The following is a 24,897-nucleotide window of genomic DNA, read 5'->3' as shown; positions in this document are numbered from 1 at the left end:
AGGCGGGACAAAATGCTGCGCATCAAATGCCCCTGCTGCGGCCCGCGCGACCATGACGAGTTCCGCTATGGCGGCGATGCCTCGGTCACGCGTCCGGCCCATGACGATCCCGATCCGGAGGCCTGGTACCGCTACGTCTATATCAGGACAAACCCGGCCGGCCCGCACCGTGAATTCTGGCAGCACGTGACCGGTTGCCGGCAATGGCTGGTGGTCGAACGCGACACCCGCAACCATGCCGTCGCATCCGTCGACTTCGCCAGAAAATTGCGGGCCAGGAAATCAACTCTAAGGAAATCCCCGGCATGAGTTCGAACCGCAAACGGCTGTCGTTAGGTGGCCGCATCGACCGCGAGCAGCCGGTCGAGTTTACCTTCGACGCCCGCAAGCTGGCTGGATATCGCGGTGACACGCTTGCCTCTGCGCTGCTCGCCAATGGCGTCACGCTGGTCGGTCGCAGCTTTAAATATCATCGCCCGCGCGGCATTTTTTCCGCCGGGCCCGAAGAGCCGAATGCGCTGGTTACGCTCGGGAGCGCCGGCAGGCGCGAGCCGAACCTGCCGGCGGCGACACTGGAACTCGCCCACGGCATGGTCGTGGAGAGTCAGAACCGCTGGCCATCGCTTGCCTTCGACGTGCAAAGCGTCAACGGGCTGTTGGCACCGTTTCTGTCCGCCGGCTTCTACTACAAGACCTTCATGGGCCCGACGCGCCGCGCCTGGATGTTCTACGAACATTTCATCCGCAAGGCGGCCGGCCTGGGTAGAGCCGGCACCGGCTCGGATCCCGACCGCTATGAGGTTCGTCATGCCTTCGCCGATGTCGCCATTGTCGGCGGCGGCCCGGCGGGATTGTCGGCGGCGCGGGCAGCGGCCGCGGCCGGGGCGCGGGTTGCGCTGATCGAGCAGGATTTCCTGCTTGGCGGCCAGCTTCTGGCGGAACCGTCCGACAGCGCAGCGGCTGGATGGTTGAGGCAGGCCGAGGCCGAGTTGGAGGGCTTCGAAACCGTCGCGCTGATGAAGCGGACGACCGCTTTCGGCAGCTATGACGGCAATGTCCTTGGACTGGTCAAACAGCGCGATCCAACCGATCCGAAGCCGAATGGCGAGGCCCGCCAAACGGTCACTATGCTGCGCGCCCGCTCGATTGTTTTCGCCACCGGCGCCATCGAGCGGCCGATCGTGTTCTCGAATAATGACCGGCCCGGCGTGATGCTTGCCTCGGCCGCCCGGACCTATCTCAACCGTTTCGCCGTCCTGCCGGGCAAGAAAATCATTGTCGCCACCACCAATGACGGTGCCTGGCGCACCGCCTTCGACTATGCCGCAGCCGGCGCGGAGGTGACGGTTGCCGATCTGCGCGCCGTCCCGCCCGCAGCACTTGCCGCGGAAGCCGCACGGCTCGGCGTGGTGGTGCGGGCCGCAACGCGCATCGTCGACCTGCACGGCGGCCATGCCGTCAGGCAAGTAACGCTCAACGGGCCGGAGGGCCAGTCCTCGGCCGCCTGTGACCTGGTCTGCATCTCCGGCGGCTGGTCGCCAACTGTGCATCTCACCTCGCACCTGGGGAGCAAGCCCACCTACCGCGACGACATCGACGGCTTCGTGCCGGGTTCGTTTCCGGCCGGCCGGTTCGGCGCCGGCGCGATGATGGGAACCTATGCGACGGCCGATGCCATCGACGACGGTCATCGCGCCGGTAGCGAGGCCGCAGCCTCCTGCGGCAAGTCGGCGCCGGTGCCCGCTCCGTCGAAACTCGATCTGGACGAGACCGCCACGAGTTCACTTCGCGAGATCCCTTCCGTTGGACGTGGAAAGGCCTTCGTCGATTTCCAGATGGACGTGACGACCGGGGATATCGAGCTCGCCCATCGTGAGGGCTATGAATCGGTCGAGCACCTGAAGCGCTACACCACGCTCGGCATGGGCACCGACCAGGGCAAGACCAGCAATTTTGCCGCACTTGCCGCGATGGCCGCCCTGCGCAAGGTAACAATCCCCGAGACCGGCGCTACGACCTTTCGGCCGCCCTATACGCCCGTGGCGATCGGCGCGCTTGCCGGGCGCGCCATCGGCCATCATTTCAAGCCGATCCGCCGCACGCCGATGCATGACTGGCACATGGCGAACGGCGCCGAGATGCTCGAGGTCGGGCTCTGGATGCGGCCCTATTTCTACCGGCAGTCGGGGCGTAACGTGAACGAGGCCTACGTCGCCGAAATGCGGACCGTACGTCAGGCGGCGGGCCTGATGGACATCTCCACGCTCGGCAAGATCGATGTCCAGGGCCCGGATGCGGCAATCTTCCTCGACCGCGTCTATGCCAACGGCTTTGCCAAACTGGCGATAGGCCGCGCCCGCTACGGCGTCATGCTGCGCGACGACGGCATCGTCTTCGACGACGGCACCACGACGCGGCTAGCGGAAAACCGGTTCTTCATGACCACTTCGACCGCCAAGGCCGCCGATGTGCTGTCGCGTCTCGAATTCCTGCTCGACACGGCCTGGCCGGATTTGCGCGTGGCCGTTACCTCGGTCAGCGATGAATGGGCGGCGATGTCGGTTGCTGGGCCTAACAGCCGCGCGATCCTGAATGCAGCGTTTCCCGCTCTCGACGTTTCCGAGGAGGCGCTTTCGCACATGGGACTACTCGAAAGCGAATGGGAGGGCCGTGCGCTCCGCATCCTGCGTCTCAGTTATTCCGGCGAGCGCGCTTACGAAGTCTATGTCGGCGCCACTGCCGGTGAACAGCTCTGGAGCCGCTTGCTCGAAGCCGGCAGACCCTTCGACCTGAAGCCTTACGGTGTCGAGGCGCTTGGCGCGCTGCGGGTCGAAAAGGGCCATGTCGCCGGACCGGAGATCGATGGGCGCACGACGCTCGACGATCTCGGCCTCGGCCGCATGGCCGGCAAGCGCAGCGGCTTCGTCGGCGACGTCCTGCGACGGCGCCCTGCCCTCCGGGCGCCCAACCGGCAGCGTCTGGTCGGGCTGGAATGCATCGAAGAGGGAAAACGCCTGCGCGGCGGCGCCATCCTGTTCCTGCCGGATGAGAAACCCCATGGCCATGGGCGCGGTCGTGTCACCTCCGTCACTTTCAGCCCCGAACGCGGCCATTATGTCGGGTTGGCCCTGCTTGCCGGTGATGTCGCGGCAGAAGGAAGCGAGGTCGTGGCGGTCTATCCGATGAAGGCCGAAACGGTTCGCGCCCGCGTTGTCTCGCCGGTATTCATCGATCCGCAGGGAGAACGGCTGCATGGCTAGCTTGACCTCTTCTCGGGATTTCAGCCTGTCCGTGGCGGATTGTCCGCTTATCCAGATCGAGGGCTGGGACGCGACACTGAGACAATTCGAAAAGAGCGTCTCGGCGTCGCTCAACACGAAACTTCCCGCTTCGGTCGGAGAGACGGTTCGCCACAAGGGCCTTTTAACCATCCGCGTTGCACCTCGCCGCCTTTGGCTGGCTCTCGACGAAGGCACAGAAGCGCCAGCCCTTGTCGTCGACCCCGATCTCGGCTGTTCCGTGCCCCTCGGGGAAGGTCGTGTTCGTTTGAAAATGGCCGGCCCTGGTATCGCAAGGCTTCTGTCCGGCTGCATTGCCGTCAACTGGCACGCGCCGACCGCCGCTCCGGGCCGCGCCGTGCAAACATCCTTCCATCACGTGCCCGTGCTCTTCCTGCGCACCGGCGAGACCGCGTGCGAACTCATCGTGCCGCGAAGTTTTGCCCGCAGCCTCTCGGATTGGATTGCCGGCGGCTAGCCAATACCGGTTCCTCGGGCAAGGGCCGGCTTTAGCGGCGATCCAAGCCGCCATCACGAAGCCATCTACTCTCTTGCCGGCCAGTCCTGCAGAAGCGTAATCCCAAACTTCGGCGCGGCTACTTTGAGCCGCTCGATATCGGCAGGCGTCGGCGGCCCGACCACCTCTCCCTTGCTGCGTTCATGGCCACCTTCGGCGAGAAACTGCTCGAACACACTTGGCGTGTCTATCAGGATGTAGCGAACGGGCTGGTTGCCGGGATTCATGAGCTGGTGCGGGATCCCGCGCTTCAAAAACATGCTCTCGCCGGCGAGAGCGTTCGGACCTCGCCGGCCACAACCGCGGTCAACTGCCCTTCGATGACGTAGACCGTCTCGTCGTCATTCGCATGAACATGGATTGGCGTTTTCGTGTGCCCGTCGCTTCTGTTTTCGAAGAGACTCAACAAGCCTCCCGTCTGTTCGCCGGAGACCAGTCGCTTCATGACGATGCCTGCGAGCACGAATTCTTTTGGTTCAACATCCGTCATTGATCCAATCCTGCCAGACACATTTGGTGGGCCGTCAAGCAGACGAGCTGCGCAGCGACATCCGGCAAACGTCGAACTGGCTCACGGGTTCCCGGTCGCCGGAGTTCCCTCTTCCCAAGCTCCGTTTGGACGAAAAGCCGGCTTCATTCTCACCGGACATGCTGGCCGACATCCGCCAATTCGAGGGCGCCGCAGCGGTCCGCCTAACTGACGGCAAAGCTGCAACGGGCTGCCAGGCTCTCGCCGGGCCCAAGCACCGACAGTCCATTCCATTTGTCGATCGAACCACGATTGTGAGCATCGACAGCATGACTGACCGGTTCAAAACAGAAGAAGTCGCTCTCGTCCGATGGCGAATAGACCAGGTAGAAATTCAAGGGCGATGAAGCTTCAATCCGCAGGCTGCAACTGTGCTCCGGCCACGATATGGTAGCGACGCCGTTCCAACCGGCAAACAGATTGTTTATCCATCCACTCGGCAATACGACTGGGGCGCCGAAATTCCAATCGGGATGGGTTTTGACATCCACAAACCGTTCAGGGAGGTGGTTGGGCAGTTCGAGACAAACCTGCGAGGCCGGCGCATGAAGCGCGGTTCGTGCCGTTCTCGGGAACCATGGATGGATGCCAAGCCCGAACGGCAATCTGATCGAGGCCCGATTGACGATGCGAAGTTTCAGCTCGAGCCCCTGTCCGGCCAGCGCGTAGCTCACGTCGGCGCGATATCGGTATGGGCCGGGCCCGTTGCTGATGAGCGACAGCTTTGCGTTGTCCTGCGTTACGCTGTCGACGTCCCACTCGCTCGAAAATCCATTGCCGTGAATGGGAAAGGGCTCGCCTGCAACATTGGCAGGCAGTTCGAGGAATTTGGAGTCGAATGTGAACCCGCCGCCCGAGATGCGATTTGACCATGGCAAAAGCAGGTTGCAGGCAAGGTCGAGCGGTTTGCTGCTCCCGCCGTTTGGCCAAGGCCTGAAGAGCGGCACGCGCCCATAGTCGAACCTCGCAAGACCTGCCCCAAGCGATGGGACGATTTCAGCAGACAGGTCTCCGCTTCTGATCTTGATCGTCCCGACCATCCGCTTCAGACGGTATCGGCCTTGGCAGCGGCGATCGGCTGTTGATGGCGGCCTTTGCGAGCCACTGCAAGAAGGTCGTTCGACGCGATCCCGATGAGCGCCTTCATCTGATCGTGTGCATCGTCGGCCCTCCGCATCCTGATTGCCTCCAGCACGTCGCCATGCGCGCTCAGCGTCTGCTGGTAATTAGCGGTGGCCGATGTGGTCAAGCGGAAGGAGAAGCTGAGGGCGGCCGCAAGCATATTGCCGAGATTGGCGAACACCGGGTTGCGGCTGGCACGAAGGATGGCGGTATGAAACCTGACGTCGGCATCGAGACACGCAGCGAGATCGTCCTGCGGAGCAATGCGCATGGCTTCATAGGCCGCTTCGATGACTGCGAGATCGCCTGACGTCGCCATCTTGGCCGCAAGTTGGGCGGCAGCGGGTTCAATGACCAGCCGCGCCTCGATCAATCCGCGGACGAAATCGAGATCGGGCTCGATATCGCGCATCCATTCCAGAACCTGTGCATCCAGCCTGTTCCATTCGCTCGACACGCGCACACGCGTCCCGGCCCGCTTGCGCGCCTCGATCAAGCCTTTCGCCGAAAGCGTCAGAAGAGCATCGCGAAGCGCGGTGCGGCTCGCCCCGTAGATAACGCAAAGCTCGGCTTCCGTCGGCAGGACGGAGTGCTGGGCGTAGGAGCCGGCGAGGATGCGCTGTCCGAGATCGCGTGCGATGCGATCCTTGAGCGATGACGTGGTGCCATCTGCGGCAGGAATGTCCTGCTTGCCTTGGCCAGTCGAAGCGATCGCCGCGTCCATCGTCATGTCCTGTTCAAGTGGTACTCGGCAATTACCACAGCAAGTATCAGCAGCGAGCCCTTGGCAAGCAACTGATAGAAGGTTGGCACGGACGTCAGTATCATTCCGTTGTTGAGGACGCCAATGATGGCGACGCCCAGCAGTGCGCCGACGATCGTGCCCTTGCCGCCCTGCAAGGCGCAGCCCCCAAGAACGGCCGCTGTGATGGCCTCGAGTTCCAGGCCTTGGGATCCGGATACGGGCTGCCCGGAGCCGGTACGGGCAGCCAACAGAATCCCGGCCAATCCGGCCGCCACTCCACTCATGATGTAGATGCCGACGCGGTAGCGGTTGATGTTGATGCCGGAGAAGCGTGCGACAACGGGATTGCCGCCCAGGGCATAGATGTTGCGGCCAACGATCGAGCGGGCAAGGAAGAGATGGAACACGATCGCGGTCAGCAAGAGAATCCAGATCAGCAGAGGCAGGCCGAGGATTCGTCCGATCCCGATGAAGCGGAAAGTGTCGCTGAAAATCGCGATCGATTGCCCATCGGACATGATGAACGCGATGCCGCGGAAGATCGCCATCGTACCGAGAGTCGCGATGACAGCGTTGACCCGCCCATAGGTGATGATGATGCCGTTCACGAGGCCGGCAAGACCGCCCAGGACCAGGCCGGCAAGAATGCCCGCGGCGGGTGATCCGGTGGCCTGGATGGCCATTGCCGTCGATACTGTGGTCAGACCGACAATTGCGCCGACGGCAATATCGAGCCCTCCGGCGACAATAACCACGGTCTGGCTCATCGCCAGAACGCCCAGGATGGTAATGCCTAGACCGATGTTCAGCAGATTTCGGCTGGAGAAGAACACGTCGCCTCTCAGGGTGCCGAAAATGAGCACGAGAATGGCGAGAGCAATAAGAAGGCTTATGTTGTGAATGCCGATGCGCTCTGCGATGCGCAAGGAAGCGCGCCTGTTGTCGGTTTGTGTTGTTGCTGTCCTGAGCTCAAGGCTGTTCACTGAATTTGTCCTCCGAGCGATGGTCCAGATTGCGGCATGGCGTGTTTCAGGATCGTGGCCTCGTCGATGTCAGGGCGGGAAAGTTCGGCCGTGATCCTGCCTCCAGCCATGACAAGCACCCTGTCGGCGAGCCCGATCAGTTCCGGCATTTCCGAGGAAATCAGGATTATGCCGATGCCGCTGGCGGCGAGTTCGTCGATCAGGCGATAGATTTCCGCCTTGGCGCCGATGTCGATGCCGCGGGTCGGCTCGTCGAGGATGAGAAGCATCGGCTGCCGCGCAAGCCAGCGCGCGAGAACGACCTTCTGTTGGTTGCCACCCGATAATTTCGAAACCTGTTCGTCGAGGTTGGGCGCCTTGATCGACATCTTTGCTGCAAGCGGTGAGACGATCTCCAGTGCCTTGCGCCGGTTGAAGAAGCCGAAGGTCGACGTTCTGTCGGGCACGCAAAGCGATGCGTTATCAAGAATGCTTCGGAACAACAGCAGCGCCTCGTGCTTGCGGTCTTCCGGGGCAAAGCCGATGCCCGCCACGATCGCTGCATGCGGGCTGTTAGGGCCAACGGGCACACCATTCATCGTTATGGTTCCGTCGACGCGCCTATCATAGCCGACAATCGCCTTTGCCAGTTCGGATCGACCCGCACCCATAAGGCCGGCAATGCCGAGCACCTCGCCACGGCGGACCTTGAGGCTCACATCGGTGACGTGGTCGGTGGTCAGGCCCGTCACCTCCAGCAACGGTTGCCCCGATTGCCACGTCTCGCGCGTAAACAGATCGGCTATGTCGCGGCCCACCATGAGCTTGGCTATGGTCTGCTCGCTGGCACCGGCAGCGGGGGAATCATCGACCAGCCGGCCGTCCCGCAAAACGACAATGCGATCCGCAAGGTCGATGACCTCGTTCAGCCTGTGAGAGATGTAGACGATCGAAGTGCCCTCGCCGCGCAGCCGGCGAATTACTGAAAACAGACGGCGCGCTTCGTCGTCGGTCAGTGACGAGGTCGGCTCATCGAATGCGATCAGCCGGCCGCCGGCACGTATGGCGCGCATGATTTCGATCATCTGGCGCTGTGCCGGACCGAGTGTGCTGCAGAGTTGACGCGCCAGCATATCCCGCTGCATGCCGAAGGTCGCAAGCACCTTATCAGTCTGGTCCTCGAGCCTGTGCCAGTCGAGCAGGACGCCTGCCAGCCGCGGCAGTTCGCCGACGAAAATGTTCTCGGCCACGGTCAGGTTCGGAACGATCTCCGGCTCCTGATGGATGACACGTATTCCGGCTCTGTGGCTGTCGCGCGGTTCGCTGAAAACGATCGGCGTGGAGCCATGCAGCACGGTGCCGGTGTCCGGTGCGAACACGCCCTCGAGAATTCGCATCATTGTCGACTTGCCGGCGCCATTCTCGCCAACCAGGGCAAGCACCTCTCCTGGCCGAAAGGCAATAGAGACATTGTCGAGCGCCTGCACGACGCCGAAGCGCTTCGATATCCTGTCGAGCGAGAAGAAATCCGATTGCATCAAAAGCTCACTCCCGAGGATCGATCCCGTGTGCCCGCCGACGAACTGCCGGCCCAAAGAGCGTCATGCGCACTGCGGCGCATGACGCATATCTGGTTCAGTGGCAGAGCTTGGCTTTGTAGTCCGACGCAAAATTGTCGGCGGTGATGTATTCCGGGTCAGTGAAGGATTGAACGGGAAGCTTCGTTCCGTCCTTGATGGAGGCCAAGAGAATCTTCACCGCCAGCGCGCCATGATTTTCCGAATTGAGCCACATCGTACCACGGAACGCCGAGGGCTTTCCGGATCCGAAGGCATCGCAGGCGCGGCTCCCGTCGATGCCGATCCCCATGCCCTGGTCCGCGGTGTAGCCGGCGTTTTCCAGGGCTCGCGCACCACCCAGCACGCCGTCATCGTTGCATGAATAGAATATCCAGTTCGTGACGCTGGGATTGGCCGTCAGTGTGGTGGTCATCACGTCGATGGCGTTCACCATCGTGTTGTCGTAGGGGACGCGAACGATGTTGCCCGGCTTGAAATCGGGCACCGCCTTCAGGAACGCTTCTTCCGCGCCCTTGTTGCGCTGCATGCAGGTATCGGCCTTGCGGTCCTCGATCGAGGCGATGCGCACCTCTTTGCCCGCCCAGCCTTCAGCCTTGTAGAGCTTGGCAAGCTCTTCGCCCACCCGCGCACCGATATTGTAAGCATTCATGCCGACATAGGGGACCTGGGTGCCATCCTGGTAATAAATATCGTCGTCCACCGCCACCAAGGGAATTTTTGCGGCCTTTGCTTTCTCCGCGATGACCGGTCCCAGCGCCTTGTCGGGGACGACGATGGCGATTCCCTTCACACCGTCGCCGACCATTGTATCGAAGGTCGTGATCGTCAAATTGGCGTCGAACTGAACGTCCTGCGACACGAATGCGGCCCCTGCCGCCTCAGCCGCTTTCTTGGCGCCGCCGACTTCGGCGACGAACCATGGGTGGTCTCCCATCTTGTTGATGTAGCCGATCTTGATGTCGTCTGCGCTTGCTGCGCCACTTATCAGTCCGGCAGCCAATACCGCAAATGTCGCCAAAGCCTTTGTTGTGGTTTTCATGAATGTCCTCCCTGAGAGCTCTATGGTGGTTGCTAGTCGTGGTAGAGAACCGAGCGCCCACCATCGATGGTGATCGTCTCGGCATTTATGAACGGCGCTTCGTCCGAAGCGAGGAAAACCGCCGTCATTGCAACCTCGTCCGGCCGGCCAATTCGCTTGGGCGGATGGAGGTCGTAGGCTCGCCGCTTCTCCTCGGCGGGGTTCGGGAATGTGTTCCAGTAGGCTTCCGCGATTGGCGTCTCGATATAGCCGGGGGCGATCGCGTTCACCCGGATACCGCGTGCGGCATATTCGATGGCCAGCGAACGGGTCAGGCCCAAAAGTGCATGCTTGGCGACCGGATACGGAAACGTATGGGGAATGATCTGGAATGCGTGACAGCTCGCTATGTTGACGATGGACCCCGAGCCCTTCGCCAGCATCGTCGGCAAAACCGCCTTGGCGCAGAACCACGCGGCCTGGAGGTCGAGCTTGAGGCAGCGCTCCCATTCCTCATCCGGCATCATCAATGGTTCGTAGAAGACGTTGGCACCTGCATTGTTGACGAGAACGTCGACGCCGCCATAGCTCGTGATCGTGCGGGCGACCATGTCCGCGACCGCGGATGCGTCCGTGACATCCGTCTCGACGAACAATACGTCGGCGCCTCCGGCACGCAGTTCGTCGTCGATCGCTTTGCCGCTTGCCGCATTCAGTTCGGCAATGACGGTCTTTGCCCATGCATCGCAAAAGCCCGGGCGGTGGCGGCACCTATGCCTTGGCCGGCGCCCGTGACGATTGCGATCTTTCCTTGCAGCCGGCCTGCCATTGCATTCACCAGTCAACCACGGTGCCGTCCGGCATGACGGCATTGCGGGCATGCAGCACTTCCTGCTTAAAGTGGTGACGTGCGATGACGTCCTCATTGACGGTGACGCCAAGGCCCGGCAGTTCGGGCAGGTCCCAGCGGCCTGGTTTGCGCCGAATTGGCCAGGTAACGACCTCGTCGTACCAGGCGACGGCACCGGACATCTCCTCCTGAATGACGACGTTTGGCGTCGATATGCCGAAGTGAAGAGCAGCGACGCCAGCGATCGGACCGAGCGGGTTGTGCGGCGCAAGGCCGATGCCTGCGGTTTCCGCCATGGCCGCGATCTTCTTTGTCTCCAGCAGACCGCCAGTGTGGCAGATATCAGGCTGGGCAATGTTGAAGGCACGGGCTGCGATCGAGTGCGTGAATTCGCGACGTCCGATCAGCCGCTCGCCGGAAGCGATCGGCACGGCCGATCGCGCCGTGATATGCGCCAGTCCGGCAACATCTTCGGGCGGCACGGGTTCTTCCGCGAACATGATGCGGGCCGGCTCGATTGCTCTGAGGTAATCCATCGCAGCGTTAACGGATGCAGGGCGTCCATGGAAATCGACCATGATGTCAATGTCCGGACCTATGGCCTCGCGAAGTGAGCCAACCATGTTGGCGACAGAATCAACGGCTTTCGCAGGCGATAGGTAGTGGGTGTAGGGAATGCAGACGACCTTGACAGCATCGTAGCCTGCCTGCGTCACGATGCGTCCGCGTTCCACGATCGCGTCCGCGGATCCGGTCTCATAGACCGCCTTCATGTCTCCGAGGCCGAGATGCGTGTAGGTGCGCAGATAGTCGCGAACCTGTCCGCCCAGAAGGCGCCAGACGGGGACTCCCAATGATTTGCCCAGGATGTCCCAGAGCGCGATCTCAATGCCGCTGACGGCAGACATTCCCTCGACGCCAAGACGCCAAAATCCGTGGCGCGTAAGTATCTGGTAGCACTGCTCCACGTTGCGCGGATCCTGCCCGATGAGCAGGGCCTCAAGGTCCTGAAGCGCCCCAACGACGGCTCGGGTCTTCCATTCCAGCGTTGCCTCACCCCAGCCAAACAGACCGGGCTCGTCGGTTTCGACCCGGACGAAGACCCAGTTGCGCATTTCCGCATTGCAGACGCGCGCCTTGATGGCCGTGATTTTCATTGCTCCTCCCAGACCTGCCGCCTTTTTTCGATGGCAATATGTATGATTTATTATGGATAATATGGACGAGTCAAGCGCAACGTCGATGTCGACCAAGGCCGTCAAGGAACTGGTCCTCAGGAGGATCCGAGCAATTTTCGATCAATCCTTGTCCGCCGATGGAAGGGCTGTCAGCCTCCGATCCGCGAACATCGCGGAAAAGGCGCGGCTAAATCACCGCGCAGACCGTTTTCGTCTCGAGATAGTTCTCCAGGCCTGGTGCGCCGTTCTCATAGCCCCAACCGGATTGCTTGTGGCCGCCCTTCGGCAATTCCGGCGAGAAGTAGGAATGGCAATTGATCCAGACGGTGCCCGATCGAATATGTGCTGCAAGGCGATGCGCAGTGGAAAGGTCGCGGGTCCAGACGCTTGCGGCGAGGCCGTAGGGCGAGTCGTTCGCATGGCTGATCGCCTCCTCGACATCGTCGAACGGCATCACAGCAACGACGGGGCCGAAGATTTCCTCGCGCATCATGCGCATGTCCGGACGCACGCCGGTGACGACGGTCGGCTCGAAGAAATTGTCGAAGCGCCGGCCGCCGGCGACGATCTCGGCGCCACCAGAAGCGCCATCGTCGACATAGAAGGCGACGCGCGCGGCCTGGGTCCCGTTGACCAGCGGACCAAGGTCGGTATCCGGGTCAAGCCCGTGTCCGAGACGCAGCTTTCGCGCCTCCGCTGCCAGGCCCTCCACCAGACGGTCGTAGATCGAGCGATGCGCATAGACACGCGAGCCGGCGACGCAGACCTGGCCTGCATTGGCGAAGATCCCCCGCGCGATTCCGGGGATTGCGAGCTCCATTTCCGCATCCGGCATGACGATGGCCGGCGACTTGCCGCCCAGTTCGAGCGTCAGTTTCTTCAGATTGCCGCGCGCTGCGGAGACGATCATCTTTCCGACTTCCGTCGAACCGGTGAAGGCGACTTTATCGACATCGGGGTGTGCGGTTAGCGCCGCGCCCACAGTTTCACCGAGACCGGTCACGATGTTGACGACGCCGTCCGGCAAGCCGGCTTCGATCATCAGTTCACCAAGCCGCAGCGCGCTGAGCGACGTTTCCTCAGCCGGCTTGAGCACGATCGCACAGCCGGCCGCAAGCGCCGGGGCGAGCTTCATCGAGGCCATGAGCAGCGGCGAATTCCATGGCGTTATGGCCGCCACAACACCGATCGGCTCGCGCGCCGTATAGGCGAAAATCTTCCTGCCTGCCGGCTGATGGCCGATGGAGGTGGGAATTGTCGTGCCGAGGATTTTCGTGGCAAAACCGGCAAAATAGCGGAACTGCTCGGCCGAAGCCGGAACCTCCGCGAAGCGCGAAGTCTTCAGCGACTTTCCCTGGTCGAGCGTCTCGATCTCCGCAAGCTCATCGGCATGGCGCTCGATCAGGTCGGCGATGCGCCACAGCAGCTTGCCGCGCGCCGACGGCGTCATGTCGCGCCAGCTCTCGCCCTCGAAAGCAGCACGCGCCGCAGCAACGGCGCGCCCGGCGTCATCGGCTGTGCCTTGCGCCAGCAGCGCGAGCGTGCCGCCGCTCGCAGGATCGGTCGCAGGCAAGGTTCCGCCATCGCTGGCGTCGCACCAGCCGCCGCCGATCAGGTGCTGCATTCTAGGTTTGGCCAGGAACGCCTTGACGCCTTCGTGCCTGGGTTCGCCGTTTCGAATGGTGATCGTCATGTCCGCATCCCGCGACCGAGTGCCTCGACCGCGGCGAGAGCACCGCGGATGATGGAATGATAGCCCGTGCAGCGACAGATGTTGCCTTCGAGCGCGGCGCGGATCTGGGACTCGTCGGGAGCCGGGTTCTCGCGCAGCAGCGCGGTCAGCGCGACAGTGAAGCCGGGTGCGCAGTAGCCGCACTGGAAGGCGTTTTCGGCCGCAAGAATCTCGCGCAGGACGGCGGCTTCGGGAAGGTCGTCGAAACCTTCCGGGGTGATGATGGTGGCGCCGTCGAGTTGCCACGACATGAGCAAGCAAGCATTGACGGCGCGATCGTCCATCAGCACGGAACAGGCGCCGCAGCGACCGATGCCGCAAGCCTTCTTGGCGGCGGTCATGCCGAGATGATCGCTCAGCAGGTCGATCAGGCGCAACTCGGCGGGCACGGCCAGCGCCTGGCGGCAGCCGTTGAGGTCAAAGGCGATCTCGATGTCGGCGCTCACGCCGCAATCCCCTGCAAGGCGTCGAGCACCCATTCAGGATCGACCGGGATGCGCTCGGGCCAAACGCCTATGGCGTCCGCAATCGCGTTGACGATGGCTGGGGTCACGGCGCCGATGCCAAGCTCGCCTGCCCCGCGAGGCCCGAACGGGTCGCACTTGTCGAGATCCTCCAACGCGAAGGTCGTGAGGCTTTCCGGCGCGTCGGCAATGCTTGGCAGCATGTAGAAATCGAGGTTGCCGGCAAGATACCGGCCATCCCGCATGGCCGCGTCCTCGGTGAGGGTGAAGCCCAGCCCCTGGACGCTGCCGCCTTCGATCTGGCCGAGATAGGCGGCGGGATCGAGCATCGGTCCGGCTGCGGTGTGCTGGTGGAGATCGAGCACGCGTACCTGTCCGGTGATGCGGCTGACGGCAACGCGCGCCAGTGTCGCGCCGAAGGCGAAGATCAGGCGTGCATTGCGCTCCAGATAGTCCGATTTCGGAAACTCGAAGCTGGCTGCGGCAGAGGGCAGGTTTTCCGGAGGCAGCGCCTCGGCAAGCTCGGCGAAACTCATCAACAGTGCGCTGCTGTTGGAATGTCGCTCGACGATGCCGCCGGGTGCCAGTGCCAGCGTGCCGGCATCGCGCCCAAGCAACTGGCCGGCTGCGGCCAGCAGATCGCGCGCAAAAGGTGGCGCCGCGACTGCCGCGACCCGCCAGACCACGTAGGTGCCCCGCGAGGCGGTAGAGGAACCGGATTCGGGCGTCGCGGCCGTATCGCCCGTGATCGGCCGGACATCGTCGCGGCCGCAGCCGAGCGCACTGGCGACCGCGGCCGTCACCGAGGTGAGCAGGCCCTGCCCCATCTCGTCCAAGCCATAGAGAGCTTCGATCATACCGTCCGGAGCCAGGCGCAACGCGCCTCCGGCCGGGTCCGGCGGCAGCGTGCCTAGTCCGTTGCCTTGATAGTTCATCGCCATCCCGACGCCGATCGTCTCATAGCCGTCGAACGACGGACCGCGCGGCTTAGCCCAGATCGGATCGGCGGCGGCGGCTTGCAGCATCTCGGCCAGGCGTTCAGACGGCGCGACCTCCTGGCCGAGATAGCCCGGCGTGCCAGGCTCGCGCAGATTGCGGTGCCGTATCTCCACAATGTCAATGCTGGCGGCTTCGGCCAGCCGGTCGAGCTGGCACTCGACCGCGAAAGCCATCTGGTTGGCGCCGAAGCCGCGAAACGCGCCGCCGACGCCGTTGTTGGTATAGGCGAGCCGGCCTGAGCTGAGGACGTTGCCGACGACATAAGGCCCGCAGGCGTGTTCGAGCGCCGTCTCAAGGACGCCCGGGCCGAGCGACGCATAGGCGCCGGCATCCGCGATCACGTCCACCTGCTGGGCGAGCAGCCGACCCTCGGCGTCGCTGGCGGTGCGCATGTGGATGCGCATGGCATTGCGCTTGGTGCCCGCGATGACGGATTCCGCTCGGTCGAGATGCAGCCGCACGGCGCGTCCGGTCTTCAGCGCCAGCAGCGCCAAGGCCGGCTGCACGGTCAGCTCATCCTTGCCGCCGAAAGCACCGCCAGTCGGGCTGGTGACCACCCGTATCTGCTCTTCCGGCAGACCGAGGATGCGCGAGAGTTGCATACGGTCGCGCCGGCCATGCTGCCCACCGGCAAAGACGTTCAGCGTGCCATCCGCACCGAGGAAAGCATACCCGCCCTCCGTCTCCATAAAGCCGTGCATCTGGCGTGGCGTTTCGTAGACAGCCTCGACGATATGAGCCGCCTTGGCGAAAGCCGCGGCGGCATCGCCACGCGTGAACTCGAACCTGCACTGCAGATTGCCGGAGGCGTGGACCGGCTCCGCTCCAGCGGCGAGCGCCTGTTCAGGATCGTCCACGGCTGGCAGAGGCTCGTATTCGACCCTGATGAGAGCAAGCGCGAGTTCGGCCGTCTGCGTGTCAACGGCGGCAACAGCAGCAACCGCGTCGCCGACATAGCGGACCTTGTCGAAGCACAGTGCCGGCTGATCTTGCACGACAATACCGAAGGCATTGCTGCCGGCAATGTCGCGGTGCGTGACAACCGCCGCGACGCCGGGCAGCGCCTCGGCCGCGCTCGTATCGATGGAAACGATCCTTGCATGGGGAATGCCAGCGCGCCGAATGCGCCCGACCAGCATACCGGGCTCGCGATGGTCGGTCAGGTATTCGAGCCGGCCGGCGATTTTCGGCGCGCCGTCCGGCCGCTGGTACCAGCGCGAGCCGGTTTGCGACCGGGACACAAGAACCTCGGCAGGCGGCTTTCCGGACGGCACGGTCCGCCGGCGCGGCGAATGTGCTCCTTGGGACAACTTGCCGCCGAGCCCGAAGACCAGCGCATTCGCCGCGACACTGCGCCGATAACGGCCGGACCGCCACGAATCGTCGATCGCCGGCGCCCCTTCGAGAATTGCGGCGTGCAGCTCGGCCCAATCGATCTCTTGGAGGCGCCGGCCGATGAGCAGCGCTTCGGCGTGGCCGAGACGGGCTGCTTCCCCGCCGCCGCTGGCCGCGAGCCGCGCGATCGTGACACGATCGTCCGCCGTTTCGATCAACCCGGCGACACCGGCCACGCTTGGGGTGAAGGCGGCGCGCAGGCCGACTTTGCGATGGGTCCAGCGAGCGGCGGTTGGCTGCTGTGGAACAATGACCGTCTCAATGAGGCCCGCTGACGATGCGTCGGCCAACCATTGCGCGAGCGGCACGACGGCGCGCCCAGCCGGTGAGACGATCTCCAGCTTCGCGTCGATCGCGAGCAGGGCCGGCAGAAGGCAACCCGTGCGCCCCGCGACGTTGCCGCCCAGCGTTCCGAGATTGCGGACGGCGGGTCCCGCCGTGGCGCGGACGGCGGCTGCGAGCAGCGGCAAAGTCTCGCCTATCGCCCGGTCACGCTCCAAGGCACCCAGGGACGTCAGTGCGCCGATGCGGAAGCCGTCGCCGGCCGGCTGGATGCCCTTCAGGCCAGCGATACGGCCGATACTGACAAGGCGCCGCGGCTTTGGCAGGCCCTTCGCCCAGCCGAGTTGCAGCGCCGTGCCCCCGGCGACCAGTTGCGACGCGCCCTCGCCTGCCAATGACAGCGCCTCGGCAACGGAGATCGGGCGAAGCACCTGGAGACCCGGCTCGGTCATGTGGCTCCGGCGGCCGTGCCGAAACGGATGCCCCTTTCCTTCAGCCAGCGGCGGTAGGCGATGGAGGACCCGTCGGCGCGGGTCGGGATTTCCATCCGCGGCTCGAGCGGAAGGCGCAGCGGCCGCTGGTTCTCCACGATGATCCGGTCCTGCAGGAAGATGACCTGTTCGAAGTTGAGCAGCGCCGTCTGCGTCGAAGCGGAGTCGACCAGATACATGACCGGCTGGGCGCGGCAGAGGTCTTCCTCGATGGGCTGAATGAACAGCGCGATCGCGTCGAGCCGGTCCGGCGCCACGGGGCACACGCGATAGAGCATCACCACGAATGGGCTCGGCACGCGAAAGGTCAGATGCACGAACGCGCCGGAGCTTTCCGTGGCGGCGATGCGCGGCTGGAAGAACGTGCAGTTGGTCGCCCAGACCTCGTCCACGTCGCGACGGATCTCGCTCAGATAGGCCGGCACCTCCGTGTGCGGCTCCGAGCCGAGAATGTCGGTATGCACGAAGGGGAAATGCGCCATGTCGAGGAAGTTCTCCACGACACGCAAACCCGAAGCCCGCATCATCACCCAGCCGCAGGGCACGTAGCGCCGGTCGGGCTCCGATGCCTCGGCGATCTCGAAGATTTCCTTCCCGGGCCCGCCCAGCGTGGTCCAGACGCAGCCGTAGCGCTGCCGGACGGGCAGCGCGGGGCCGCGGCCGCCGTCGTCCAGGACCTCCCGGACGGTAATTGCGCCCGCGGCGTCACGGACCAGTTCGATGTCCTGTCCGAGCAGCCGCGTGCGGCTTGGCGCGCCACCTAGATCGGCCGCCGTCTCCACCGCGTACCAGTCGTCCAGTGCCGCCTTGTCCGTCGTCTTCATGACCGGGACTCGCCTTATTGGGTCCACTGCAGGCTGCCGCCGGAATTCTCGGCGAGGAAGGCGGCGCGCCGGGCGAACAGGCCAGGTGCGACGCGATGGATTTCGGCAATGATCTCGCGCAGGTCGTCGGTGCGCAGCACGCCGTGCTCGACGAGGATCTCGCCATCGACCATCGTCAGGGACACGTCGCTGCCGCGCACGGCGTGGACGAGATTGTGGTGGAGATTGAAATAGGGTCCGTCGCGGAAGACCGGCGTCATGCGCGGCGTATCGGTGCGGACCGCGATGATGTCGGCACGCTTGCCGACCTCGATCGAGCCGATCTCATGATCGAGGCCGATCGCCTTTGCACCAAGGATCGTGGCCATGCGCAGCACCTGCCAGCTATCCATTGCGGCGGCGTCGAGGTCCTTCAGCTTGCCTAGCAACGAAGCCACCTTCATCTCTTCGAACATGTCGAAATTGTTGTTCTCCTTCTCGCCGTCCGTGCCGATGCCAACCGACACGCCGGCCTTCAGCATCTCGGCCACCAGCGCGATGCCGCTCGCCAGCTTCATGTTGGAAACGGGGTTGTGGGCGACCGAGACGCGGCGCTTCGAAATAAGCTCGATCTCGTCCCGGTCGAGCCAGACGGCGTGGGCGATCATGGCGCGCGGGGTTTCGAAGAAGCCAAGGTCATCCAGCGCGAACATCGGGCGTTTGCCGTAACGCCGCTCAAATTCCGCGATCTCGATCTCAGCCTCGCTGCAATGGGTGTGGAAGCCGGTCTCGTATTTCCTTGCGAGGTCGATCGCCCGGCGCTGGCCGGCCTCGTCCGCATAGAACAGATGCTCCAGCCCGACCCACACATTGATGCGCCCGCCCGCCTTGCGGTGCCAGCCTTCGATCATCGCCTCGTTCATGTCGAGCGTGTCAAAGTAGTCGTAGTCCGGATGCTCGCCGACATAAGGCACGGCGATGAGGCGGTTGCCGATCGCCTCGGCCGCCCTGGCGCTGCCCTCCATGAAACGCCACATGTCGACGACGGTCGTCGTGCCGCCGAGCACGGATTCCGCATAGCAGAGCCGTGACGCCGCCTCGGCCTCGTGCGGCTGCAGCACGCGATGCATCGGATTGATGTGGAGCGTCAGCCAGTCCCACACCGGCAGATGCTCCGCCGTGCCGCGCAGGAAACCGGAATGTGCATGCGCATTGACCAGCCCGGGCATGAGCACGGCATCGTCGAGCTTCTTCACGGCCACGGCCGGATGCGCCGCACGCAGTGCAGCGAGCGCACTGACCGCGGCGATACGGCCATCCTCGACCAGCACGGCGCCGTCAGGCAACACATGGTTATTTTCATCCATAGTGAGCAGCGTGTCGGCCGCAAGGATGAGGCTTCGTGTCATCGCCAGTGCTCCGTGTGCGTTCTGTCGCTCATGACATCCTCAAGCTGCCGCCGAGCAGGAAATCGGCGGCGCGCTCGCCGATCATAGTGGCGGGCGCGTGGGTGTTGCAGGTCGGGATCGTTGGGATCACCGAAGCGTCGGCGATATGCAGCCCATCAAGGCCGTGCACGGCGAGGCGGCTGTCGACAACAGCCATCGCGTCCTCGCCCATCTTGGCGGTTCCGCAGACGTGGAAGAAGGTCGAGCACGCATCGCGGATGAAGGCGATGGTTTCGGTGCGGGTCAGTCGGCGATCGGGTGCGGCAAAGCTGCTGAAGAGATCGGCGTTCGCCTTTGCAGCCGCCATCTCCATCACCATCTCGACCGCGGCGACCATGGCGTCGAGGTCTTCCGGTTCCGCCAGAAAGTTCGGCTGGATTTCGAGCGGCCCGCCGGGCTTGCCATTGAGCAACTTCAGGTGCCCGACGCTCTTCGAGCGCATGAGACCCGCACCGAAGGAAAAGACATCGCCGGATACATCGTAGCGCGCGCGTATCGCAGGTTCGGCGCTGTTGCCCTGGACCGGGAAGGCGTGGAGGTCGGACTGCGGCAGATCCAGCCGCGACTTCCAGTTGACCATCGAGCCGCCGCCATTGCCCACCATTGGTCCGATCGGTCGTTTCGCGCGGAAGACGCAGGCCTGCGCCAGCGGATGGTCCTGAAGGTTCCGGCCGACGCCCGGCAGAGCGCAAACGACTGCGATGCCAAGACGCTTCAGCTCGACCGGATCGCCGATGCCCGACAGCATCAGCATGCGCGGAGTGTCGATGGCCCCGGCCGCGAGCACCACGCTCTCGCGAGCGCGTGTTTCGCGGATTTCGCCACCGACGAGGTGCTTGACCGCGACGCATCGGCTGCCTTCGACCGTCAGGCCGATGGCCGCGGAACCGGTCAGCACCGTCAGCGTCGGGTGATCGAGGATCGGCACGAGATAGCCCGTCGCCGAACTCCAGCGCTTACCGTCGCAGATGTTGAAATTCGCGACAGCAGCCCCCTCGTTGCTGGCGCCATTAGGGTCGTCGATCACCCGGATGCCGATCTCGTCCGCGCCGTCGATCAGCGCCTGCGCGACCGGGTGCAGTGCTGCCGGCCGCTCGATACGGAGCGGACCGCCCGCTCCGCGAAACTCGCTTGCACCGTCGCGCCAGTCCTCGCAGCGCCGGAAATAGGGCAGCACGTCGGCGAAGCTCCAGCCCTTCGCGCCGCCGGCTTCCCAGGCATCGTAATCATGCGGATGGCCGCGATACCACATCATCGCGTTGATGGCGCTTGAGCCGCCAAGCAGGCGCCCGCGCGGGATGCCGATGGTACGGCCGTTCACGCTCAGTGTCGGAGCATAGTCATAACCCCAGTCATAGGTGCCGCGGCCAAGCGGCACCCACTTGCCGGGGTCGTCGATTTCCGTAATCCCAAGACCCGTCGTGCCGGCTTCGATCAGGAGGACGTCGGCGCCGGCATCGACCAGCCGCCGCGTCACCGCACAGCCACCGGAACCCGAGCCGACCACGATGTAGTTGTAGCTGGGTTTCAGCGCGCGTCGGGGGACGACAGGTCCGAGGGTGCCCATGATCTCGTCAGTTGTGCTCGCTCGGGCCCATGATGACGATGCCTTCGCTCGCCTCGACGTGGCGCACGAAGATATACTTGTCTTCGCGGCCGTCGCTGTGTTTGCGCTTGATGTCCGGCTGGACCGTTCCCGAGACCTTGGCGACCACCACATAGGGAGCGTCCATGGCGAGCCCCCTCGCGCAATGCGCGTCGAACTCCTCCACGGTGCGCGCCGTATGGGCGTTCTCGACGCCGGCGCCGCGCGCGATCGCGGCAAGGTCGACGCGGCCCAGCGCCGTATGCGTCGGCGGGCCGCCGATCGACTGGTAGCACTCATTGTCCCAGACCACGATGAAGAGGTTTTTCGGTTGTTCGTTTCCGAGCGTGGCCAGGATGCCGAGATTGAAGAGCAGGCCGCCATCCGTATCGAGCGAAACGACGCGGCGGTGCGGCAGGCCGGCGGCGAGCCCGAAGGCCTGCGGCGTGACGCAGCCGAGTTGCTGCTGGAACAGGCTCGCCTCGCGCATATGCGGCGCGGCGTTGTACCACTCGTCAACGCTGCCGCCGAGCGAAAGGATCACCAGCTCATCCTTCAGTCGCACGGCAAGCGCCTTCATGCAGTCGAAGCGTTTCATCGCACTACCTCGCCGCCGAGCGCCACAGCCGAATGGTAGTAGGACGCATAGGACCAGGAATAGGCGTCAAGGATGGCGCGCTCGATCTTCGCCTCCTCTGTGATGATCCGGTATGGCACGCGCAGCGCGTTCAGCACCGGCTCCATGGTGATGCCATGGGGGATTGCCCACCAGTTGTTCTCGCCGAGCTCGCCGCGGTAGCTCATCAGCATCACGACCGGGATGCCCGCCCCGAGGCCCATGCGGGCCAGCGGCTCGACCGAGGCGCGCAAGCCGGAGTTTTCCATGACCAGTGCCGCGCGCTTGCCGGACAGGAAGACCCCGCCGCAGATCGCGGCGCCCTCGCCTTCGTTGGTGACGCGGATCGTTCGGATATCCGGATCGGCATCGAGAGCCGGATAGAGCTCCTTGAACAGCGAATCCGGCAAGTAGCAGACGATGCTCACGCCGGCTCGTTTCAACCCTCGAATGACCGCATCGACCGCACTCTGCTTCATGGCATCACCCCTTCAGACCGGCCAATCTCGCAAAGCAGAGTTGTTCGAGATAGGGATAGATTTCTGTCTTCAGTGATGCGAAAAACGCAACAACTATTCACGTAGCGCCTCGACCGTGCGCACCAGCATCGCCGCGAACGCGGAGGCCGCATCGGACATCTCGCGTTCCGGCCTGGCGAGCAGCATCAGCCGGTGCGGATTCATGCGAGAATCGCGGAGCGGCACGAAAACAAGCGATCCGTCCGCCACTTCCGGTTCGATGCCGAGCTTTGTCTGCAGCACCACGCCGAGGTTGAGGCGCGCCATCTCGGTCATCAGGCCGATCGAGTTGGTCCGCGACCGTCGCGTGATGTCGATCATGGAGCGCCCGATCGCATCGTCGATCGAAATGCCCAAAGCAAGGCTGTTGTCCGAGACGATGACCTGTTCGCCGGCAAGATCGAACAGCTTCACTTCCTTGCGGCCGGCAAGGCGGCTGTCCGGATGAGCGACGACGCCGAGCGGCAGAGGCGTGCTCGCGATCTTGCGCACGTTGCGCGGCACGCGCACGTCGAAAGCAAGCGCCAGATCGCATTCGCCGTCGGCAACTGCATCGCAGGCCCGCTGCGACCCGGCGACATGCACATCGACCGAGATCTGCGGGTGGCGTTTCCAGAATTCCTTCAGCGCGTTCGGCACCAGCCCGCGCGCCGCGCTCTCCACGATTGCCACGGACAACGAGCCGCGGTTGAGGCCACTGAGATCATTGATCTCGGACGAGGCGCGCGCCAACTCGGTGATGCTCTGACGCGCGTGGTAGAGCAGAAGCTCGCCTGCGCTGGTCAGTTTCAGTCGCTGGCGCACACGCTCGAAGAGCGGCGTGCCCAATTCGTCCTCCAGACCCTTGATGACGCGGCTGATGGAGGACGGCGCAACGTTGAGCGCCTGCGCGGTCTGGCGCACCGAGCCCAGCCGCGCAACCAGTTGGAAATAGTGGATGCGCGGTGAGACCAGGCCGAGTCGGAAGGGATCCACTCAGGTGGCCTCGAAGGCCGGGACGATCTCCATTTCCGGCACCAGCACGAGACCCTTGTCGGTGATGCGGATTTCGGGGATGACCGAGAGCGGGATGAGGTTGAAGCCCATATACGGGATGGAGCAGCCGGCCGCCTCCCATTCCCGCTTGAGGACCTTCACCTCCTCCGCGACCTCAGTGACGCGCTTGTCGGACAGGAGCCCGGCGATCGGCAGTTCGACCATTGCGGTCACCTTGCCGTCGACGACGACACAGACGCCGCCTTGCGTTTCCTCGATCGCCCGCAGCGCCACCTGCATGTCGGCCTCGCTGACGCCGGCGATAATGATGTTGTGGCTGTCATGGCCGACGGACGACGCGACGGCGCCGCGCTTGAGCGTGAAATTGCTGAGCAGCCCGTAGGCGACATTGCCGTCCGACTTGCCATGGCGCTCGACAACGGTGACGAAGCACAGGCCGTGGCGGTCGAAATGGTTCTGCCAGTCGTTGGCCGGATGGAGCGTGATCTTCTGGTGGCCGAGCGTGATCCCCGGCAGTTCGGTGCGGATGGTATGCGCCACCACCTTGGCGGTTGGCAGGTCCGGCGTCAGCTTGATCTGCTTCGGCAGCTTCACTGTGTGGTAGGCCGTGTCCGGATAGCGGTAGCGGGTCGAGAGGGCCTGGTCGAGCAGCGGCGTGATCTTGCCGTCATCGACGACGAGCTCGCCGCCATACCACGTGCTGACGGGATCGAAGCCGTCGTCGAGCAGCACCAGGTCGGCACGGCGGCCACCACCGAGGCCTCCGATTTCGCCTTCCATTGCAAAGCGCGTCGCGCCATGCAGCGAGCCCATCGACCAGGCCTGCTCCGGCGTAATGCCGGCCTTCATCGCCTCGCGCGTCACCCAGTCAAGGCCGAAGAGCATCAGGTCGTCAGCATCGCGGTCGTCGGTGCAGACCGCGATGCGCTTGTGCGAGGCTCCGAGTTCCGTGATCGTCTTGATCGCTGCGGGCAGGCTGTGCCACGGCGTCGTCGGCGGGCCGCCGCGCAGGAACAGCCAGATGCCGGCTTCGAGCATGTCGTCGGCGATCTCGCGGTCGATCGCCTCATGGGTGTCGGTGACGCCGGACGCCGCATAGGCCGACACGAATTCGCGTCCATAGACGTGTCCCGATACCGGGCGGCCGCGTTTCAGCGCCGCAGCGAGGATGGCATGGCTGCGTTCATCGCCCATAGCCACTGGCACGAAATCCATCTTCTCGCCGAGCGCCACGGCTTCCGGCCATTTGTCGAACAATGCGCCGATCTTCTCGGCTGTCAGGTCGCCGCCGGCCGTTTCCAGCAACGACGATGTCGCCGGGACGGTGCTCGGTACCGTCAGGAAAATGGACAACGGCGCCAGGCGCGCGTCCTCCAGCATCGCCTCGACGCCAGCAACGTCCATGACGTTGCCGATCTCGTGGCTGTCGCAGAAGAGGGTCGTGGTGCCATTGAGCAGCGCCGCCTCGGCATAGGCGCAGGCCGTCACCATCGAGGATTCGATGTGGATGTGCGGATCGACCAGGCCGGGCGCGACGATGCCGCCCCTGGCGTCATATATCCGGGCGCTGCCGCCCTTATAGGTGCCGGCCGGCTTCACGGCGGCGATCCGTCCTCCCGATAGCCAGATCTCGCGGCCTGGAAGAATGCGCTCCGAATAGGTCGACAACACGCGTGCGCCGGCAATGACCAGATCTGGATCGGCTCGCCCGGAAGCGACACCGGCCAGTCGCCGGGTCATGGACGAGAGCGGCTGGACGGAAAAGCGCGTGAGAGAGGTCATTCTGTTG

21 protein-coding genes and 1 pseudogene are annotated in these 24,897 nt (G+C 64.0%); 3 read left to right on the top strand and 19 right to left on the bottom strand.

The window, feature by feature from the left end:
- The first annotated feature begins 12 nt into the window (after positions 1-12).
- The 3 genes from NKJ91_RS12730 to NKJ91_RS12720 are packed head-to-tail and all read left to right on the top strand — an operon-like array spanning position 13 to position 3,756.
- Positions 13-309: a sarcosine oxidase subunit delta gene (locus tag NKJ91_RS12730; protein WP_352455827.1), complete on the top strand. Its 297-nt coding sequence runs from the start codon at positions 13-15 to the stop codon at positions 307-309.
- On the top strand, positions 306-3,260 hold the full coding sequence (locus tag NKJ91_RS12725) for a sarcosine oxidase subunit alpha family protein (RefSeq protein ID WP_352455826.1): 2,955 nt from the start codon (positions 306-308) through the stop codon (positions 3,258-3,260). The genes NKJ91_RS12730 and NKJ91_RS12725 overlap by 4 nt, the downstream gene beginning before the upstream one ends.
- The gene (locus NKJ91_RS12720; protein ID WP_352455825.1) at positions 3,253-3,756 is read left to right on the top strand and encodes a sarcosine oxidase subunit gamma; all 504 of its coding nucleotides are present in this window, start codon (positions 3,253-3,255) and stop codon (positions 3,754-3,756) included. Before NKJ91_RS12725 ends, NKJ91_RS12720 begins: the two co-directional genes overlap by 8 nt.
- A gap of 65 nt (positions 3,757-3,821) precedes the next feature.
- Here NKJ91_RS12720 and NKJ91_RS12715 read toward each other — a convergent pair whose 3' ends face one another.
- The 19 genes and pseudogenes from NKJ91_RS12715 to NKJ91_RS12625 form a co-directional block, all read right to left on the bottom strand.
- Entirely contained in the window at positions 3,822-4,055 is a 234-nt protein-coding gene (locus NKJ91_RS12715; protein ID WP_352455824.1) for a hypothetical protein, read from the bottom strand.
- On the bottom strand, positions 4,046-4,285 hold the full coding sequence (locus NKJ91_RS12710) for a cupin domain-containing protein (RefSeq protein ID WP_352455823.1): 240 nt from the start codon (positions 4,283-4,285) through the stop codon (positions 4,046-4,048). The genes NKJ91_RS12715 and NKJ91_RS12710 overlap by 10 nt, the downstream gene beginning before the upstream one ends.
- 203 nt (positions 4,286-4,488) lie before the next feature.
- Positions 4,489-5,364 (bottom strand): aldose 1-epimerase, encoded by an 876-nt coding sequence (locus NKJ91_RS12705; protein WP_352455822.1) that lies wholly within the window; start codon positions 5,362-5,364, stop codon positions 4,489-4,491.
- Positions 5,365-5,369: 5 nt separating this feature from the next.
- A complete protein-coding gene (locus tag NKJ91_RS12700) occupies positions 5,370-6,170 on the bottom strand; it encodes a FadR/GntR family transcriptional regulator (protein WP_245274602.1) in 801 nt (266 codons plus the stop codon).
- A 2-nt stretch (positions 6,171-6,172) separates the two neighbouring features.
- Positions 6,173-7,174 (bottom strand): ABC transporter permease, encoded by a 1,002-nt coding sequence (locus NKJ91_RS12695; protein ID WP_352455821.1) that lies wholly within the window; start codon positions 7,172-7,174, stop codon positions 6,173-6,175.
- Positions 7,171-8,691 carry a sugar ABC transporter ATP-binding protein gene (locus tag NKJ91_RS12690; protein ID WP_352455820.1) on the bottom strand — a complete coding sequence of 507 codons (1,521 nt, stop codon included), beginning with the start codon at positions 8,689-8,691 and terminating at the stop codon, positions 7,171-7,173. The genes NKJ91_RS12695 and NKJ91_RS12690 overlap by 4 nt, the downstream gene beginning before the upstream one ends.
- Positions 8,692-8,788: 97 nt before the next feature.
- On the bottom strand, positions 8,789-9,772 hold the full coding sequence (locus NKJ91_RS12685; protein WP_352455819.1) for a substrate-binding domain-containing protein: 984 nt from the start codon (positions 9,770-9,772) through the stop codon (positions 8,789-8,791).
- Between the two features lie 32 nt (positions 9,773-9,804).
- A pseudogene (locus NKJ91_RS12680) lies at positions 9,805-10,580 on the bottom strand (SDR family oxidoreductase).
- A gap of 5 nt (positions 10,581-10,585) precedes the next feature.
- Entirely contained in the window at positions 10,586-11,854 is a 1,269-nt protein-coding gene (gene dgoD, locus NKJ91_RS12675; RefSeq protein ID WP_352455818.1) for a galactonate dehydratase, read from the bottom strand.
- 112 nt (positions 11,855-11,966) lie between these two features.
- On the bottom strand, positions 11,967-13,472 hold the full coding sequence (locus tag NKJ91_RS12670; protein ID WP_352455817.1) for an aldehyde dehydrogenase family protein: 1,506 nt from the start codon (positions 13,470-13,472) through the stop codon (positions 11,967-11,969).
- Positions 13,469-13,957, bottom strand: coding sequence for a (2Fe-2S)-binding protein (locus tag NKJ91_RS12665; protein ID WP_352455816.1), 489 nt, complete (start codon positions 13,955-13,957; stop codon positions 13,469-13,471). The genes NKJ91_RS12670 and NKJ91_RS12665 overlap by 4 nt, the downstream gene beginning before the upstream one ends.
- Positions 13,954-17,103 carry a molybdopterin cofactor-binding domain-containing protein gene (locus tag NKJ91_RS12660; protein ID WP_352455815.1) on the bottom strand — a complete coding sequence of 1,050 codons (3,150 nt, stop codon included), beginning with the start codon at positions 17,101-17,103 and terminating at the stop codon, positions 13,954-13,956. The genes NKJ91_RS12665 and NKJ91_RS12660 overlap by 4 nt, the downstream gene beginning before the upstream one ends.
- Entirely contained in the window at positions 17,100-17,966 is an 867-nt protein-coding gene (locus NKJ91_RS12655; RefSeq protein ID WP_352455814.1) for an aromatic ring-hydroxylating dioxygenase subunit alpha, read from the bottom strand. The genes NKJ91_RS12660 and NKJ91_RS12655 overlap by 4 nt, the downstream gene beginning before the upstream one ends.
- A gap of 14 nt (positions 17,967-17,980) precedes the next feature.
- On the bottom strand, positions 17,981-19,354 hold the full coding sequence (locus NKJ91_RS12650) for an amidohydrolase family protein (protein ID WP_352455813.1): 1,374 nt from the start codon (positions 19,352-19,354) through the stop codon (positions 17,981-17,983).
- 28 nt (positions 19,355-19,382) lie between these two features.
- A complete protein-coding gene (locus NKJ91_RS12645; RefSeq protein WP_352455812.1) occupies positions 19,383-20,960 on the bottom strand; it encodes a GMC family oxidoreductase in 1,578 nt (525 codons plus the stop codon).
- 7 nt (positions 20,961-20,967) lie between these two features.
- Positions 20,968-21,576 carry a thiamine pyrophosphate-dependent enzyme gene (locus NKJ91_RS12640; RefSeq protein WP_352455811.1) on the bottom strand — a complete coding sequence of 203 codons (609 nt, stop codon included), beginning with the start codon at positions 21,574-21,576 and terminating at the stop codon, positions 20,968-20,970.
- Positions 21,573-22,073 carry a thiamine pyrophosphate-binding protein gene (locus NKJ91_RS12635; RefSeq protein ID WP_352455810.1) on the bottom strand — a complete coding sequence of 167 codons (501 nt, stop codon included), beginning with the start codon at positions 22,071-22,073 and terminating at the stop codon, positions 21,573-21,575. The genes NKJ91_RS12640 and NKJ91_RS12635 overlap by 4 nt, the downstream gene beginning before the upstream one ends.
- 93 nt (positions 22,074-22,166) lie before the next feature.
- Entirely contained in the window at positions 22,167-23,087 is a 921-nt protein-coding gene (locus NKJ91_RS12630) for a LysR family transcriptional regulator (RefSeq protein WP_352455809.1), read from the bottom strand.
- Positions 23,088-24,890 (bottom strand): adenine deaminase, encoded by a 1,803-nt coding sequence (locus tag NKJ91_RS12625; protein ID WP_352455808.1) that lies wholly within the window; start codon positions 24,888-24,890, stop codon positions 23,088-23,090.
- Positions 24,891-24,897 lie beyond the last annotated feature (7 nt).

The organism is Mesorhizobium sp. M0040 (assembly GCF_040323505.1).
GTDB lineage: Bacteria > Pseudomonadota > Alphaproteobacteria > Rhizobiales > Rhizobiaceae > Mesorhizobium.
This window is presented reverse-complemented; position numbering and strand designations above follow the sequence as displayed.